This is a genomic window from Streptomyces sp. CB01201, assembly GCF_002803085.1.
Lineage (GTDB): Bacteria > Actinomycetota > Actinomycetes > Streptomycetales > Streptomycetaceae > Streptomyces > Streptomyces hundungensis.
This window is the reverse complement of the sequence record NZ_NNBJ01000008.1, coordinates 246,199-261,108: the sequence shown is the minus strand read 5'-3', so window position 1 is coordinate 261,108 and position 14,910 is coordinate 246,199. Positions and strand designations below refer to the sequence as shown.

Annotated in this window: 22 protein-coding genes; 8 read left to right on the top strand and 14 right to left on the bottom strand. The window is 72.4% G+C overall.

Annotated elements, in window-relative coordinates; translation table 11 throughout:
- Positions 1-114: 114 nt before the first annotated feature.
- The 3 genes from CG740_RS18735 to CG740_RS18730 all read right to left on the bottom strand — a co-directional run bounded on the left by CG740_RS18735 (position 115) and on the right by CG740_RS18730 (position 1,724).
- On the bottom strand, positions 115-510 hold the full coding sequence (locus CG740_RS18735) for a hypothetical protein (RefSeq protein ID WP_234376352.1): 396 nt from the start codon (positions 508-510) through the stop codon (positions 115-117).
- A gap of 84 nt (positions 511-594) precedes the next feature.
- A complete protein-coding gene (locus CG740_RS39700; protein ID WP_159030330.1) occupies positions 595-753 on the bottom strand; it encodes a hypothetical protein in 159 nt (52 codons plus the stop codon).
- A 5-nt stretch (positions 754-758) separates the two neighbouring features.
- A complete protein-coding gene (locus CG740_RS18730; protein WP_100576300.1) occupies positions 759-1,724 on the bottom strand; it encodes an LLM class F420-dependent oxidoreductase in 966 nt (321 codons plus the stop codon).
- A gap of 224 nt (positions 1,725-1,948) precedes the next feature.
- Here CG740_RS18730 and CG740_RS18725 point away from each other — a divergent pair, with 224 nt between their 5' ends.
- The 3 genes from CG740_RS18725 to CG740_RS18715 all read left to right on the top strand — a co-directional run bounded on the left by CG740_RS18725 (position 1,949) and on the right by CG740_RS18715 (position 3,635).
- The gene (locus tag CG740_RS18725) at positions 1,949-2,170 is read left to right on the top strand and encodes a hypothetical protein (protein WP_100576299.1); all 222 of its coding nucleotides are present in this window, start codon (positions 1,949-1,951) and stop codon (positions 2,168-2,170) included.
- Between the two features lie 120 nt (positions 2,171-2,290).
- Entirely contained in the window at positions 2,291-2,965 is a 675-nt protein-coding gene (locus CG740_RS18720) for an HAD family hydrolase (protein ID WP_100576298.1), read from the top strand.
- A gap of 136 nt (positions 2,966-3,101) precedes the next feature.
- Complete coding sequence (locus CG740_RS18715) at positions 3,102-3,635, top strand: type 1 glutamine amidotransferase domain-containing protein (RefSeq protein ID WP_100576297.1); 534 nt, start codon at positions 3,102-3,104, stop codon at positions 3,633-3,635.
- A 172-nt stretch (positions 3,636-3,807) separates the two neighbouring features.
- On the opposite strand, the gene CG740_RS18710 is transcribed toward CG740_RS18715, so the two are convergent.
- Positions 3,808-4,902, bottom strand: a complete 1,095-nt coding sequence (locus CG740_RS18710) for a carboxylate-amine ligase (protein ID WP_100576296.1) — start codon at positions 4,900-4,902, stop codon at positions 3,808-3,810.
- A gap of 118 nt (positions 4,903-5,020) precedes the next feature.
- Positions 5,021-5,566, bottom strand: a complete 546-nt coding sequence (locus CG740_RS18705) for an ATP-binding protein (RefSeq protein ID WP_234376351.1) — start codon at positions 5,564-5,566, stop codon at positions 5,021-5,023.
- Positions 5,567-5,853: 287 nt separating this feature from the next.
- Between CG740_RS18705 and CG740_RS18700 the strand changes: the two genes are divergently transcribed.
- Both CG740_RS18700 and CG740_RS18695 read left to right on the top strand, forming a co-directional pair.
- A complete protein-coding gene (locus tag CG740_RS18700; protein ID WP_100576295.1) occupies positions 5,854-6,657 on the top strand; it encodes a VOC family protein in 804 nt (267 codons plus the stop codon).
- Positions 6,658-6,791: 134 nt separating this feature from the next.
- A complete protein-coding gene (locus CG740_RS18695; RefSeq protein WP_100576294.1) occupies positions 6,792-7,664 on the top strand; it encodes a class II glutamine amidotransferase in 873 nt (290 codons plus the stop codon).
- Positions 7,665-7,671: 7 nt separating this feature from the next.
- On the opposite strand, the gene CG740_RS18690 is transcribed toward CG740_RS18695, so the two are convergent.
- The gene (locus CG740_RS18690; RefSeq protein WP_100576293.1) at positions 7,672-7,998 is read right to left on the bottom strand and encodes a plasmid stabilization protein; all 327 of its coding nucleotides are present in this window, start codon (positions 7,996-7,998) and stop codon (positions 7,672-7,674) included.
- On the opposite strand from CG740_RS18690, the gene CG740_RS39695 reads away from it, so the two are divergent.
- Positions 7,997-8,173, top strand: a complete 177-nt coding sequence (locus CG740_RS39695; RefSeq protein ID WP_159030329.1) for a hypothetical protein — start codon at positions 7,997-7,999, stop codon at positions 8,171-8,173. The two genes, CG740_RS18690 and CG740_RS39695, sit on opposite strands and share 2 nt — an antisense overlap.
- Here CG740_RS39695 and CG740_RS18685 read toward each other — a convergent pair.
- Positions 8,170-8,400, bottom strand: coding sequence for a DUF6479 family protein (locus CG740_RS18685; protein WP_234376350.1), 231 nt, complete (start codon positions 8,398-8,400; stop codon positions 8,170-8,172). The two genes, CG740_RS39695 and CG740_RS18685, sit on opposite strands and share 4 nt — an antisense overlap.
- Before the next feature lie 182 nt (positions 8,401-8,582).
- Here CG740_RS18685 and CG740_RS18680 point away from each other — a divergent pair, with 182 nt between their 5' ends.
- The gene (locus tag CG740_RS18680) at positions 8,583-8,765 is read left to right on the top strand and encodes a DUF6381 family protein (RefSeq protein WP_100576292.1); all 183 of its coding nucleotides are present in this window, start codon (positions 8,583-8,585) and stop codon (positions 8,763-8,765) included.
- A 117-nt stretch (positions 8,766-8,882) separates the two neighbouring features.
- Here CG740_RS18680 and CG740_RS18675 read toward each other — a convergent pair whose 3' ends face one another.
- The 6 genes from CG740_RS18675 to CG740_RS40385 are packed head-to-tail and all read right to left on the bottom strand — an operon-like array spanning position 8,883 to position 12,637.
- A complete protein-coding gene (locus tag CG740_RS18675; protein WP_100576291.1) occupies positions 8,883-10,631 on the bottom strand; it encodes a complex I subunit 5 family protein in 1,749 nt (582 codons plus the stop codon).
- Positions 10,628-10,978: a sodium:proton antiporter gene (locus tag CG740_RS18670; RefSeq protein ID WP_100576290.1), complete on the bottom strand. Its 351-nt coding sequence runs from the start codon at positions 10,976-10,978 to the stop codon at positions 10,628-10,630. The genes CG740_RS18675 and CG740_RS18670 overlap by 4 nt, the downstream gene beginning before the upstream one ends.
- A 19-nt stretch (positions 10,979-10,997) precedes the next feature.
- Positions 10,998-11,753 carry an MnhB domain-containing protein gene (locus CG740_RS18665; RefSeq protein WP_100576289.1) on the bottom strand — a complete coding sequence of 252 codons (756 nt, stop codon included), beginning with the start codon at positions 11,751-11,753 and terminating at the stop codon, positions 10,998-11,000.
- Positions 11,750-12,010: a hydrogenase subunit MbhD domain-containing protein gene (locus tag CG740_RS18660; RefSeq protein ID WP_100576288.1), complete on the bottom strand. Its 261-nt coding sequence runs from the start codon at positions 12,008-12,010 to the stop codon at positions 11,750-11,752. Before CG740_RS18660 ends, CG740_RS18665 begins: the two co-directional genes overlap by 4 nt.
- The gene (locus CG740_RS18655; protein ID WP_100576287.1) at positions 12,003-12,464 is read right to left on the bottom strand and encodes a monovalent cation/H+ antiporter complex subunit F; all 462 of its coding nucleotides are present in this window, start codon (positions 12,462-12,464) and stop codon (positions 12,003-12,005) included. Before CG740_RS18655 ends, CG740_RS18660 begins: the two co-directional genes overlap by 8 nt.
- Positions 12,461-12,637, bottom strand: coding sequence for a hypothetical protein (locus tag CG740_RS40385; protein WP_199846501.1), 177 nt, complete (start codon positions 12,635-12,637; stop codon positions 12,461-12,463). The genes CG740_RS18655 and CG740_RS40385 overlap by 4 nt, the downstream gene beginning before the upstream one ends.
- 435 nt (positions 12,638-13,072) lie before the next feature.
- On the opposite strand from CG740_RS40385, the gene CG740_RS18650 reads away from it, so the two are divergent.
- Positions 13,073-14,200: an AI-2E family transporter gene (locus CG740_RS18650; protein WP_199846500.1), complete on the top strand. Its 1,128-nt coding sequence runs from the start codon at positions 13,073-13,075 to the stop codon at positions 14,198-14,200.
- Positions 14,201-14,260: 60 nt separating this feature from the next.
- Here the strand turns inward: CG740_RS18650 and CG740_RS18645 are convergent, their stop codons facing one another.
- Complete coding sequence (locus tag CG740_RS18645) at positions 14,261-14,638, bottom strand: hypothetical protein (RefSeq protein ID WP_234376349.1); 378 nt, start codon at positions 14,636-14,638, stop codon at positions 14,261-14,263.
- Between the last annotated feature and the right edge of the window lie 272 nt (positions 14,639-14,910).

Here is a 14,910-nt window from a genome sequence, read left to right as displayed (position 1 = left end):
CCTGCTGTCCAGAATAGTTCCGAGCCCGCCACAAGGGACCGGTCGCGTACGGCCAATCTGTCCCGACTGTCCGCCCGCCCGGTGTCCGTGGCACAACGCGGCTGCCGCGGCCCGCTATCCGTTGGACAGCCGGAGCTGGAGGTCGACCTCCTGGTCGCCCGCCGCGCTGCCCACCGTCTCCGCCGAGAAGGCGGCGGCGAGGGTGTGGCGGAGCCGTTCCACTGCCACGGGCCCGCCCTGGAGGTCCGCGGTGACGGGCCCGGCGAGGACGACCCCGGCGATTTCGGCCGGAGCGTGATCGGCACGGAAGCTGCCGGTCCAGGTGGCGGGCCGGGGCCCCTCGCGGCGGCCGGGCACGTCGTTGTCGCGGTCGGAGTCGAAATGGCCGGCGAGGACGCCGAAGACCGCGTCCGCGTCGGCCGCGGAGCATTCGCCGAGCATGACGTGCACCAGGTCGGGGGAGTCGGCCGCGTCGGCCGCGGGGGAGGTCGAGGAAGCTGAGTCGTTCACGCTGTTCTCCGTGGTTGTCGCTCGGTGGGGGGATGGGGCGCTGGCGGCCGGGCCGGCGGCTCCGGGCCGCGAACGCCTACCGGGTCAGGCCCGGCAGAGGTGGAAGGGGCGGAAAGGGGCGGAAGGGCGGCCCGCCGGGTCCGCGCGGACCCGGAAGCCGCGTTCGCCGCCGCGGTCGTCGGGGTCGAGCGCGGTGGCGCCGAGGGCGGGCACCTGCTGCTCGGCCGCGTCGATGTCCGACACCTCGTTCAGAGTTCACGCAGGGCCGGCAGCAGCTTCTTCTCGGCCCAGTCGATGAAGGGGAGTTGGTGCTCGCCGCCGACCTGGATGAGGGCGATCTCCGTGAACCCCGCTTCGGCGTAGGGGCGTACGGCCTCGACGAAGTGGTCGACGTCGTCGCCGCACGGGATGCCTTCCGCCACGTCCTGCGGGGTGACGAAGCTGGTGGCGCCCTCGAAGCCGGAGGGGCCCGGCAGTTCCGAGTTCACCGGCCAGCCCGCGAACGCCCAGCGGAACTGGTCGTGCGCCCGGGCGATCGCCGCGTCCCGGTCAGGGTCGTAGCAGATGGGCAACTGCCCTACGCGGGGCTTGCCTTGGCCGCCGTGCCGGTCGAAGGAGTCGATCAGTTCCTTCTTGGGCTCGGTGGCGATGACGAGATCCGCGAGCCGGCCCGCCAGGGAGCAGGACCGCTCGCCCGAGACCGCGACGCCGATCGGCGGCAGCTCGTCCGGCAGGTCCCACAGCCTGGCGTCGGCGATGTCGAAGTAGGCGCCCTGGTGGTTGACCGTCTCGCCCGAGAAGAGCGCACGGATGATCTCGACGGCCTCTTCGAGCATGTCGAGGCGCACCGTGGCGGTGGGCCAACCCCCGCCCGTCACATGCTCGTTGAGGTTCTCGCCGGAGCCGAGGCCGAGCCGGAAGCGCCCCTGGGACAGCGACTGCATCGTCGCGGCCTTCTGCGCCACGACGGCCGGGTGATAGCGGATCGTCGGGCACGTCACATACGTCATCAGCGGGATGCGGCTGGTCGCCTGCGCCGCCGCGCCGAGCACGCTCCAGGCGTAGGGGGCGTGCCCCTGGGACTCCAGCCACGGGAAGTAGTGGTCGGACGTCACGGAGAAGTCGAAGCCGGCCCGCTCGGCCGCGACCACGCCCTCCACCAGGGCGCGGGGATTCGCCTGCTCGGTCATCATCGTGTAGCCGATTTGCACCATATGTCACCCTTTGCCGAACCGCTCCAACCGAAACCTCCGCCTTCACCCGGCCGTCGGCATCCCGGGTACCCGGGGCGGTGGCGCCCACGCGGGTCGGAAGGGAGACAAGGGAGGCAAGGGCGCAGGGCCGGCCCGCGGGCGGGGCATCTGCGGGCCGCAGGTTTCGGCTGTGCCGGCGGGGCAACCCGACCAGGCAGACACGGTCATCCCCGCAAGGAGTCGTCGTGGTCCTCGTAGCCGTTCTGCTGCCCCATTTCATGCTGGCCGCCGTACTCGCCCTCGGGCGGTACGAGGAGTACCTGCTCGGCGGGGGCGAATCCGGCACGGAGCCACCCAGGCGGCATCTGGTCGCCGTACCGGACCTGCCGTCCACGGAGCACGCGGCGCACGGGGAGGCTCAGGCGCCGTACGAACGTGCGGCCGTACGCCGCCGACACGCGGCGTGACCAGCCGGTCCCGCCACGAGATGTCGGGGGCCGGGATCGGCGGCATGATCGACACGGGCACCACAGGCACACCTCAGGCACCAGCACTTCAGGCAGTGGCGGAACGAAAGGCGTGAGCGCATGGCACGTGCGGCTCTGTTCGACGTCGACGGCACCCTCGTCGACACCAACCACCTGCACGTCGTCACCTGGTGGGAGGCGTTCCGGCAGTCCGGGCACGAGGTGAGAACGCACGACATCCACCGGGCCATCGGCCTCGGCTCGGACGACCTCATCGGGCGGCTGCTCGGCGAGGACCGCGACCGGGACGCGGACGAGAAACTGACCGCGGCGCACACCGCCCTGTACGGCACCTATTTCGAGCGGCTGCCCCCGCTGGACGGTGCCCGCGAGCTGCTGCGCGTGCTGGCATCGAGGGGCTGGCGCATCGTGCTGGCCACCTCGGCGGGCGGGCCGGAGCTGAAGGCGCTGCGTCGAGCCATCGACGCCGACGACGTCATCGAAGGCGTGGCCAGTGCCGATGATGTGAGCGAGGGCAAGCCCGCACCCGACCCGGTGCACCGGGCCCTCGAACTGGCCGGGGCCGATCCCTCGGAGGCGGTGTTCGTGGGGGACACCGTCTGGGACATGAAGGCGGCCCGCTCGGCGGACGTACGCGCCATCGCCCTGCTCGCCGGCGGAATCGCCCGCGCGGACCTCGAAGAGGCCGGGGCCCAGGCCGTGTACGGCGACCCCGCCGAACTGCTCTCGCACCTGGACACCAGCGTCTTCGCACAGCTGGAACGCACGGACTGACCCGAGGCGCGGCGTTGGCAGCCGCAGGGGAGTGTGGCTGCTCTGGTCAGGGGTACGGGCGGAGCGACCCGATATGGCACGAATTTCATCGATCCGCACCGTGATCAGCGCGGTGCACTGAGAAGGGAGCGACATCATGAAGGTGGCATTCCTCGTGGCGACCGAAGGCATCGAGCAGGTCGAGCTGACCGAACCCTGGAAGGCCGTGACCGACGCAGGTCACACCGCCGAACTGGTCTCCACCGAGTCGGGGCGCGTACAGGCCTACAACCACCTGGACAAGGGCGACACCTTCCCGGTGGACCGGACGGTCGGCGACACCGGCCCCGCCGACTACGACGCTCTGGTGCTGCCCGGCGGCGTGGCGAACCCGGACGCGCTGCGCCTGGACGAGGACGCGGTCGCGTTCGCGAAGGGCTTCTTCGAGCAGGGCAAGCCGGTGGCCGCCATCTGCCACGCACCCTGGACGCTCGTGGAGGCCGACGTGCTGCGCGGCCGCACCCTCACGTCCTGGCCGAGCCTGCGCACCGACATCACCAACGCGGGCGGCACCTGGGTCGACGAGCAGGTCAAGGTGTGCACCGGCGGCCCCAACACGCTGATCACCAGCCGCAAGCCGGACGACCTGAAGGCGTTCTGTGCGGCCTTCCTCGACGCGTTCGGCAAGTGACGGTTCCGGCAGGCACCCGCAGCCGACGGGCTGCCTGCCGCAGGTGTGACCCGATGTTTCCCGGCCGCCGCCCGTGGTAGTCGGAAGTGCGTTCCTTGCGTACGAAGGAACGAAGGCGCCGGACGGGTTGGGACCATCAGCCGCCGGCGCCGCCCTAGTGCGGGCCCTGCGCTCAGGGGGCGGTGGCCTCGGACGTGATGAGGTCGATCACGGACGGGAAGCCGCCCTCGGCGAGCGCCTCGCGCTGGCGATCGGCGCCGTTGCCCTGGCGCAGCAGCCGGTGGATGAGCGAACCGACCTCGCGCTCGTCGCCGGATTCCGCCAGGTCCCGCGCGATGTGCTGGGTGAGCTGGCACAGCGTGTCGCCGGCCGGGCGCGGGCGGCCCGCCGAGTCGATCAGGGTGCCGCCGAGGCCGTGCCGGGCGGCATGCCAGACGGCGGCCTGCAAGAGCTCCGGCGCGCACTGCGGTTCGGGCTCGCCCGCCTTGTGCTCGCGTACGGCGGTGGCGGCGAGAGCCCGGACGATTCCTGCGAACATCACGGCGTCGTCCGCCCTCAACTGCACGTCCAGACACCGCAGTTCGAGGGTGGGGTAGCGCTCGGAGAGCCGCGCCTGCCAGTAGAGCTGGCCGGTGTCCGCGATGACCTTGGACTCGACCAGGGCCCGGGTGCGCCGCTCATAGTCCTCCAAGCCGTCGAACCGGGGCGGCGGACCGCAGACCGGCCAGCGGCTGAAGACCGGGGTGCGCCAGCTCGCGAAACCGGTGTCCCGGCCCTGCCAGAAGGGGGAGTTGGCCGACATGGCGAGCAGCGTCGGCAGCCAGAGCCGGATCCGGTTCAGGACGGACACGGCAACCTCCCGGTCCGGCATGCCGACATGGACGTGCATCCCGTTGATGAACTGCTCGTCCACCAACTGCGGGGCGCGGGCCCGCAGATCCTGATAGCGCGGCTCATGGGTCACCTCGGTGGGCGCGGAACCGGTCAGCGGGGCCGCCGCGGTCGTCGCGAGGCGGCAGCCGTACCGCTCCGCCGCGGAGCCCACGGCGTGCCGCAGGCGCAACAGGTGACCGCCCACCTCGTCGAGTGATGTGCAGACCGGCGTGGCGACCTCGACCTGGGCCAGGAGCAGCTCGGGCTGTACTTCGCGCTCCTGCACCATGGGTTCGAGTCCGGCGGCCGTACGCACCTCGTCGGACAGCGGCACGGGGAGACCCGAGTCCGGGTCCACCAGCAGATACTCTTCCTCGACCCCAATGGTGATCACGAGGTGTGAGTACCCGCTCCGGGCCACTCGTACCCGGTGCCCGACACGCTCACGGGCCGTCGGGATCGGGCTCCGGCAGACCGCGTTCCGGCAGGCCGGTCCCAGCAGGGGCGGTGCCTCAGGCGTCGCTGAGGCACCGCACGTCGGCGGGCTCGGCCCGCTCGGCCCGGGCGTGCGGCCGGGTGTCGAACCGAGGCAGGGCGGGGACGCTCGCCGCCGCGGTGAGCACGGGACTCGGGGGCAGTGCGCGCAGCGGGCGCAGCTCCTGCGGCTGGGCGGACAGCGTGAACCACACGACCTTGCCGCCGGGTGTGTTCTGGGTGCCCCAGCTGTCGCTGAGGTGGGCGACCAGGGCCAGGCCGCGGCCGCGCTCGGCGAACGGCCGGGGGCCGTGCAGCCGGGGCAGCCGGGGATCGCCGTCGGCGACGGACGCGGTGAGCTGTCCGCGGGCCCAGCGCAGTTCCAGGACGCAGTCGTGGTCGCCCTGGGTATGGCGGTGGACGTTGCTGAGCAACTCGGTCACGCCGAGGCTCACGGGCTGGATGACGCTCTCCAACCGCCAGTGCCGAAGATGCGCGGCGACGATGCGGCGGACCTGGGGTATGCGGGCCGGCGTCGCGTCGAGGCCGAGGGTGTACTGGCGGGGACTGTCGATGGTGAACACTGCGACTCCCTTGTCGGCGGGAGCGGCTCGCCGGCCACTCCCACGTCCGCAGCCATGCGAGGGCTACTAAAAGTAGCCGGTCGGGCACAGCGCGGATTCCTCCAGCATGACCCGTACGGCCGCATCCGCAACACGAGGCGCCGCGGCCCGGCGGGAGCGGCCCGAAACGCCGGTGGTGCCGCGGTCGGCGGGCATCGTCGCGCGCGCCGCGCGATAGTGGAAGAGTCTGTGACCGGTGCCTCGGCCCTGTGACCGGCCCACCGGAACTTCTGGAAGCGAGGGCTTTCGTGACGCCCCCATCAACTGATTCCACCACCCGACTCGGCTCCGGTGCGCCGGTGTTCGGCGCCCCGTGCTGGGTGAGCCTGATGGCCCGCGACCTGGACGCGGCGCTCGACTTCTACGGCGAGGTGATGGGCTGGACCTTCGGGCCCGTCAAACTCGGCGACGAATTCCGGGTCGCGCTCGCGGACGGGACGCCGGTCGCCGGCATCTCCGCGCTGGCGTCGGCGTTCCAGGTCGCCGTGGCCTGGACCCCGTACTTCGCGGTCGAGGACGCCGATGTCACCGTCGCCCGCATCCGCGAGCGCGGTGCCACGGTCGCGGTCGGCCCGGTCGCGGTGTATACGGGCCGGGGAGCGCTGGCCGCCGACCGGGACGGGGCGGTCTTCGGGATCTGGCAGGGGCCGCTCGTCTCCAACTGGGAGAGCTGGCGCGACTCCGCTCCGGCCTGGACCCGGCTGCACACCCGGGACGCGTTCGACGCGGCGATCTTCTACGGCGAGGTCCTCGACTGGGCCTCCGGCCGGCCGGGCTGCTGCGACGTCCAGTACGAACACGAAGAGGTCGTGCTGCGGCACGGCGGCCGGGTCGTCGCCCGGCTCACCTCCGGTGCCATGGAGGCCGCCCCCGATCCCAACCTCAGGCCGCACTGGCACACGCACTTCGCCGTCGACGACCCGCACGCGCACGCCGAAAGGGCACGCGCGCAGGGCGGCACCGTCCTGGCCGAAGGCACCTCGCCCGCCGGCCCCTGGGCCCGCATCAGTGACCCCGACGGCGCCGCCTTCACCCTCAACGGCAAGGGCTAGGGGAGAGGAGGGGCGGGGGCACGGCCCCGCCCGCGCGTTGCGCTTCCACCGCCCGCGCGTTGCACTCCCACCCCCGGCGCGGCACGATGCCCCGGGCGGGGCAGATCCGGAACCGATCCTGGAGGTGGCGTGCGATGTGCCGACTGTTCGGGCTGAGCAGCGCCCCGCGCCGCAGCCGCGCCACCTTCTGGCTGCTCGAAGCACCCGACAGCCTCGCGGCGCAGAGCCATCGCGATCCCGACGGCACGGGCCTGGGCTACTTCGACCCCGACGGCACGCCCGAGGTGCGCAAGGCACCGGACGCCGCCTACCAGGACCGGGACTTCGCCCGTCAGGCCCGCCGGATCTGCTCGGCCACCTTCCTCGCCCATATCCGCCTCGCCTCGACCGGCGGCCTCACCGCCTCCAACACCCACCCCTTCGAACAGGCGGGACGGCTGTTCGCGCACAACGGGGTCGTCGAGGAACTGGCCTCCCTGGAAGCCCACTTGGGGCCGGACATGGCACTGGTGCGGGGGGAGACGGACTCCGAGCGGGTCTTCGCGCTGATCACCCGGGAGATCAGGGACGCCGGCGGAGACATCGGGGCCGGTATCGAGCGCGCCGTGCGCTGGATCGCCGCCCAACTCCCGCTCTACGCGCTGAACTTCATCCTCACCACCCCGGACGAACTGTGGGCCCTGCGGTACCCCGACACGCATGAGCTGTACGTACTGGAGCGCGAGGCGGGTGGACCGCACGGGACGCGGCACCTGGACCACAGCGGCAGGGACGGCCGGCTGCGCGTCCACTCGGGGGACCTCGCCGACCTGCCGGCGACCGTCGTCGCCAGCGAGCGCATGGACGAACATCCCGACTGGCGGCTGATGGAACCCGGCGAGCTGCTCCACGTCACCCCCGCCGGCCGCGCCGACCGGCATCTCGTGCTGCCCGACCCGCCGGCCCGCCCGCTCCGGCTCGCCGACCTGACCGGCCGGGCCGCCCACTCGCAGAAGGCGGGCGGCTGAGCGCGGATCAGCGGCCGAGGGCCTTGCGCAACTGCTGCTTGTTCATCGACGAGCGGCCCTCGATGTTGCGCTTCTTCGCCTCTTCGTAGAGCTGGTCCTTCGTCGGCCCCTGAGCAGCGCTGTGCGAGCGCTCGCCGCCGCGCTGGTACGCCGACTTCTTGTCCTGCGTCGACGTCCTGCTCGCCGTCCTGGACTCGCCCGAGCGTGCGCGTTCCTTGTTCACGGTCCGCGCGGCGATCTCCTTGGCGCGCTCGGCCGAGGCGCCGCGCTCCTGCGCGCTCTCCTTGATGTGCTCGTACTGCCGCTCCCGCTTGGGGCTCGAACCTGCCGGCATGACGTCTCTCCTCACCTTCTCGGACCTTCGCGACCCCGGCCTGCCCGGGATGCACGGCAACTGGTCGGACGCGGGCGGCACCGCTGGGGAGCGGGCCGTGACCGGTGCCAGTCCACTGCGCAGCGTCACGGAACGCGACCTCAATACGCCTGGGTGGGTGACCCCGAGACCCTAGGCGCGATGCTCCGGATCCGTGGGCTCCTGGCCCTGCGAGGCCTCGGGCGGCTGCCAGGAATCAGCGCCCGGCTGCGGCGCCTGGGGAGGCATCGGCTTACGGGCCGTACGTCGGCTCCCGAACCAGAAAGCCCCGATCAGCACGGCGACGATGACGACGCCCACGCCGGTGAACAGCCAGGTACTGGAGGACGAGGCGAGTGTCTGCGAAGCAGCGAAACTGGTCATGTGAAGCGCCTACCCCCTCGGTGGCCGGCCTGACACCGAGATCCCGACGACTTCCGGCATCCGGCCCCGTACATCGAGCACGTCGAACGTTCGCTGACTGTGTGTGACCGTTCGGGATGCGGGGGTCCCGGGTCGCTGTTTCCCTGGGGGTATCCGTAACCCACCCATGTCCAGGAGTGATCATGAGCGTCGCAGACGAGTTCCGCGCCCGTGCCCAGCAGATGCGCGAGAAGGCGGACCAACTGGAGCAGGCGGCCGAGCGTGCCTCCGACCCGGCGGAGCGCCAGCGCCTGAAGGACAAGGCCCGCAGGCTCCAGGAGCAGAGCAGGATGCAGGGCGACAGCACCGGCATCGACCCCATGTGAAGGCGAAGCCGGGCGGTATCGCGGCGGCTCCTCGGACCCGAGGGAGCCGCCGCGCTGCGTGCGCCGGGCCGCTGCCGTCCGTCGATCGCCCGACCGGGTAGGCCAGTTGAGTGCCCGTCACACGGTCAGGATGCCCGGCAGGGCGAGGCCGCCCAGGAGGGCCGTGCCCACCAGGAGCCAGGCGACGTAGTCGCCGATGTGCCCGGAGTGCAGTCGGCGCAGTGGCTGCATCCAGGCGTGCGGCTCCTGGCCCGATGGGCTCCGGATCGCCGCCCCGGCGAGCCCCGCGCCGAGGGCGGCCGAGGCCACGCCCAGAAGCAGGCCGGTGAGCGTCCAGTGCGGGACCTGCTGTGCTTGCGCGCCGAAGCCCAGGCCCACCGCACGCGCCAGTCCCGGCACCAGGCCCGCGCAGAGCGATCCGGCGAGCAGCGCCGCCGGGACCGCGATCATCGTGACCGGGACCCGGCCGAGCGGGCCCCGGGTCTCGGGCTCCTCGCCCCCGCCACCCGTCTCCGCTCCCGGGCCGTCGGCCGGCCGCGGCCCGAGCCCGAGGAACACCCGGGCGGCGACCCGCAGCACCGCGCCCGCGGTGACCGCCGAGACGGCCACGAACACGACGGTGAAGCCGGGGCCGCCCGCCTCCTCGGTGGCCGACTTGCCGAGCCCCGTCGCGAAGGGCGGCAGCCCCGCCAGAGCCAGGGCACCCACCAGGAACAGCGTGCCCACGACCCGCAACTCCCGTGCCCGGCCATGCAGTTCGTGTTCGTCCACGCTGCCGTACCGGTCGAGCAGAATGCCGGTGCAGGCGAACAGGGCGGCCTTCGCGCCCGCGTGGCCGAGGACGTAGAGCGCCACCCCGCCGGTCGCCCCGGGCTTCATCAGGCCGACGCCGACCAGGAAGAGACCGGTGTGCGCGACCGTCGAGTACGCAAGGAGGCGTTTGATGTGGCGCTGCTGCCAGCACATCAGCGCGCCGACCAGGGCGCCCAGGGTGCCGAGCACCACGAAGGCGCGTCCGGCGTCGGGGGCGGGCACCCCGCCCGGCCCGGCGAACACCGTGGTGTACACCCGCCACGCCCCGTACAGGCCGAGTTCGACCATGACTCCGGAGAGCAGCATGCACACCGGGGTCGGGGCGACCGCGTGGGCGTCCGGCAGCCAGAAGTGGAAGGGCAGGGCCGCCGCCTTGACCAGGAGGCCGGTCAGAACGAGGGCGAAGGCGGCGAGGACCAGCGCATCGGGCCCGCCCTGCGCGTCGAGCCGCTGCCCGATCCGGTGCATGTTGAGCTCGCCGGTGCGCGCGTAGAGGAGCACGATGCCGGTCAATGTGGCGTACGCGCCGAGGGAGTTGAGCACGCCGAAGGTGAGGGCGCCCTGGACCGCCTTCTTCTCCTCCACGCGGTAGCCGGTCAGGGCGTACGCCACCACGCTCATCAACTCGAAGAACACGAAGGCGTTGAAGAGGTCGCCGGTGAGCGCGAAGCCGCACATGCCGGCCTGGAAGAGCAGCACGAGCGCGGGGAAGGAGCCCGCGTGCCGGCGCGGCGGCTCGTCGAAGTAGCGCCAAGAGTAGACCAGGACGGCGACGACCAGGACGGACACCAGCGCGGCAAGCCCCGTGCCGGGTCCGTCCCCGACCAGTTCGATGCCCACGCCCTCGCCGCCCACGGGGTGCCAACCGCCGACCCACTCGACGGCGTCCGGAGAGGAATTCAGCAGCAGCGCGATCGTGAGCACGGCCGTGGCCGCCGCGATCGCGCAGCCCACCGATTCGGCCACGATGCGGGGCAGCCGCCGCCCGGCCGCCACGAGGGCGGCGGCACCGAGCAGGGGCAGGGCCACGATCAGGGGAAGCAGTTGGTTCATCCGCGCAGCTCGGAGAGCTCGTCGGGGTTGACCGTGCCGTGCCGCTTGGCGACCTGTATCACCAGGGCGAGCAGCAGCGCGGTGACCGTGGCGCCGACCACGACGTCGGTGAGCGCCAGAGCCTGGACGACCGGGTCCACCAACGGCCGTGCGCCCGGCTTCACATCGGAGAAGACCGGCGCGGTGCCACCGTCCCGGTATCCCACCGCGAGCAGCAGAACGTAGGTGGACGACTGACAGACCGTCAGGCAACCGACGGCGTGCACCAGATGACGGCTCGTCGCCAGGCCGTAGCAGCCGATGAGGAAGATGTATCCGGCGACCAGATACGGAACCGCGTTCATCATGGTCGGTCCACGCCCCCGTTCATGACTGCTTCCCTTCCTTGCGTGTCGGCCCCTGCTCGATCTCGACGGCCTGGTCGAGGAAGCGGGCGAGCAGCACGACCACCGCGCAGGCGACCTCCATGCCGACCGCCGCGTTGAGCAGCGGCACCGTCCCGCCCGAGGCGAGCGTGTTGAAGGTGCCGAGCGGCAGGACGTTGGCGAGGAAGGCGGAGCCGCCGAGCAGTCCGGCGACGCCGACCACGACATAGGCCGCCTCGCCCACCGCGTCCCCGACCTCGTACCGGCCGACCGGCCGGATGTGTTCCAGGGCGCGGTAGTCCGCCCCGATGTACAGCAGGTGCAGCGCGGTCGCCACGACCACCCCGCCCTGGAACCCGCCGCCGGGGCTGAGCTGCCCGTGCGCGATCACATACAGGCCGCAGAGCAGGGCGAGGGGCAGCATGATCCGCGCGTAACGGCGTACCGCGGGGGCGATCCGGGCCGGGGCGGGCGGCACCTCGCGCTCGTCGCGGGTCTGGCGCAGCAGGACCACCGTGCCGAGCACCGCGCCGAACAGGATGCTCTCCTCGCCCAGCGTGTCGAAGGCCCGCAGATCGAAGTTGACGGACGAGATGACGTTGGCGGTGTGGCGCGAGAGCGCGGCCGCCACGGCACGCTCGCCGTAGGGATGCGGGCCCCCGCCGAAGCGCGGCAGCCGCACATAGGCGGCGACGAGCAGCACGGCCACCCCGAATCCGCCCGTGGCCAGGACCCACATGCGCAGCCGCCGGCTCATCGCCCACCGTCCTCGCGCCGCCCCCGGCGCCGTACTTTGCGGACGGACAGCAGGATGAGCAGCGGCGTGAGGGCCGAGCCCACCGCGAGCTGGGAGAGGCCGACGTCGGGGGCCTGGAGGACGGTGAAGAGCACCGCGAGGGCAAGGCCGAGCACCGCGAGCACCAGGGCCTGGCGGGACGGGTCGCGCGCCGCGACGGCGGCGGTCGCCGAGGCGGCGACGAGCAGCAGCGAGATCAGGGTCAGGACATCAGTCACGGCTCGCCGCCGCTCCCTTGGGAAAGCCGCCCGCCAGCGCCCGGGAGGCGATCACGTTCCCTGCCACGAGCAGCCCGCCGATCAGCAGGAGCTTCACCGTAGCCCGGCCCGCGCCGGTGGCCAGGCACATCGCCGCCACGACCACCACGGCCGCCGAAGCGGCCACCGCCGTGAGCACCCGGGCGTGCGGCGGATCGTCCGTGAGGTCCTCGGCGAGCAGCCGTGCGTAGACCAGCGTGCCGGCCGGGCCGAGCACGGCGAGCACCAGCGCGAGATCCACGTAGGACGGGCGGGCGTACGCCTGCGCGAGCAGCAGCATCACCAGACAGACCACCGAGGTGCCGAAGTTCTGGGCGACCACCCGGCGTTCGAGGGGACCGGTGGCCACGCCCCACACCGTCGGTCCGAACCCGGCGGCAAGGAGTACCGAGGCCGCCACGAGCCAGCCGGTCACCGCTCGCCCATCGCCCGGCGCGCCGCCCGCGCGGCTACCGCCGCCAGGAGGGCCGACCCGGCCCCGACGAAGCATTCCAGCGGATCGACCGTGCCGATCAGCACGAGCCATCCGCCCGTCAGGAGCACCCACCACGCGAGGATTTCGCCGGTGGCGGCCACGGTTCGACCCATCCCCGCATCCCCTCCACGCCCGAGCCGCAATCGGCTGTTCAGCCCGTCCCGACGGGCCCGTTCATGTAAGCACCGCCGACCGGCCCGCCCTCGACGGCGCGCTGTCGACGTCTCCGGCGAGCACCCCTGGTGACCGACCCGTCGGCGGCGAACCTGTACCCGGCATCCCCCCTGCCAATCGCCCGCCCCGTCATGTGCCCGTCATCCGGATGGCGGCCCGCAGGACCGGCATACAAGGCCGGGGACGGGATACCTGGCTAGGGTCGGAGCTGGAAAGCCCGGTTCCGGCGCCCGTCGGCGCAGTGCCGCGCGGGGCGGTCACCACCCGGGGTGGCGGCGTACGAAGACCCCGTCCCGGCCTCGAAGAGAGGTACTGGCAGATGCACCCGTCGTACGTCTGCGCCTCACCCGCCCCGGCCGGGACCGGAGGCCGTGATGACATCGCCGCCGCCTGAGCGCGACGGCGACCACGAGCCGGCCGACGTGACCTCGGGGGGACCCGCGGACCCCGGCGGGCGGCCTCGCGGAACACGGATCGCGTTCGGCAGGTCATGGATCTCCAGCGGCTTCGGCCTCGGCCTCGGCGCGACCCTCGCGTGGCTGACCGTGCAGACCGTCCTGGAGGTCGGCAGCCTCCTGACCCTGCTGCTCCTCGCCGTGTTCATCGCGCTCGCACTCGAACCGGTCGTCGCCTGGCTCACCCGGCACCGCCTGCGGCGCGGCTGGGCCGTCCTCGTGGTCCTCCTCGTGCTGCTCGCGCTCTTCGCGGGTTTCCTCGCACTGGTCGTGCCGCCGGTCGCGGACGAGGTCAACGCACTGATCAAGGCGGTGCCCGACTGGCTGAAGCAGCTGCGGAACCACGATTCGGTGCTCGGCAGGTTCGAGGACCGCTTCCACGTCCTGCAGAAGGCCAAGGACCAGTTCTCCAACGGCGGGGCCGCGGGCCTCGCGGGGGGTCTGCTGGGTGCGGGGCGGGTGGTCGTCGGGGCGGTGACCTCGGCCGCGGTCGTCATCGTCGTGACGGTCTACGTGATGGCGTTCCTGCCGTCCCTGAAGCGGTTCTTCCTGCGGTTCGTCGCCGCCCGCAAACGTCCGCACGCGCGAGACGTCACCGACGAGATCCTGATCCGGGTGGGCCGCTACATGCTCGGCAACGTACTCACCTCGGTGATCGCGGGGCTCGCCACCTTCATCTGGTGCGTGGTCACCGGCGTGCCCTATCCCGCCGCGCTCGGGGTGTTCATCGCGCTGATGGACCTGATCCCCATCGTGGGCACCACGATCGGCGGCCTGGTCGTGAGCCTGGTTGCCCTGTCGGTGTCCTTCCCGGTGGCCCTGGCGACGGCGGGGTTCTACGTCGCCTTCCGGGTCGCGGAGGACTACCTGATCGTGCCGCGCGTGATGAAGTTCGCCGTGGACGTCCACCCCCTGGTCACCGTGGTGGGCGTGCTGCTCGGCGGCGCACTGCTCGGCATCGTGGGGGCACTGGTCGCCATCCCGGTCGCCGTCGCGATCGGTCTGATCCTGGACGAGCACGTCTTCGCGCGGACCGACACGTCCTGAGCGGCCGGACCCCGAGCGGCCGAGTCCCGGGCCGGCGCCGGCGAGGCGCGGAACGCGGCCTCAGACCCTGGTCTCGCTGTAGCCGCACACCCAGGTCAGGGCGTCGTGCACACCGCGGGTGAAGTCCCGGGCGCCCCCCTGTGTGGTCGGGTCGTCCAGCTGGACGACGGCCGCGTCCACCTCGGCGGTGAGCAGCCGCAGGTCCGGCGGCGGCCGGCGGGCGGACGTCCCCGTGACGGGTGCCTGGTCCGCGCGGCCCATGGCCCAGCGGTAGGCGGCGGCCACGCCGAGCGCGAACTGGGCCGGCGCGTCCGACCGGTTGGTGAGGTACTTGAGGGCCAGATCGACGTCACTGGGGGACCGGACGCCGATCAGCGTCGTCCCGCCGGCCGGCTCGGCCCGGTTCTCGGGTGTGGTTCCGTCCTCGGGTGCGGTCACTTCACTCACCTTCGCTCGTGTTCGCCTGCGGGGCGTCGCCGTTGTGGGGGTCCACTGGGGCGAGTACCCAGGGAGCGGCTCCGTCGGCATGCTCCGCACGGCTTTCCGGCCGCCGATGTCTCCGCCCGACCACCATGCTGTACGCGCCGGCTCCCGTCGGGGCGTACAGCTCGGCCAGATGGGCCACTGGCGGGGCCCGGCAGCACGCCTGTGGCACAGGCGACCCCGGAGCCCTGCCGCGGAGGCGGCCCGCGGGTACCCATTAATCTGAC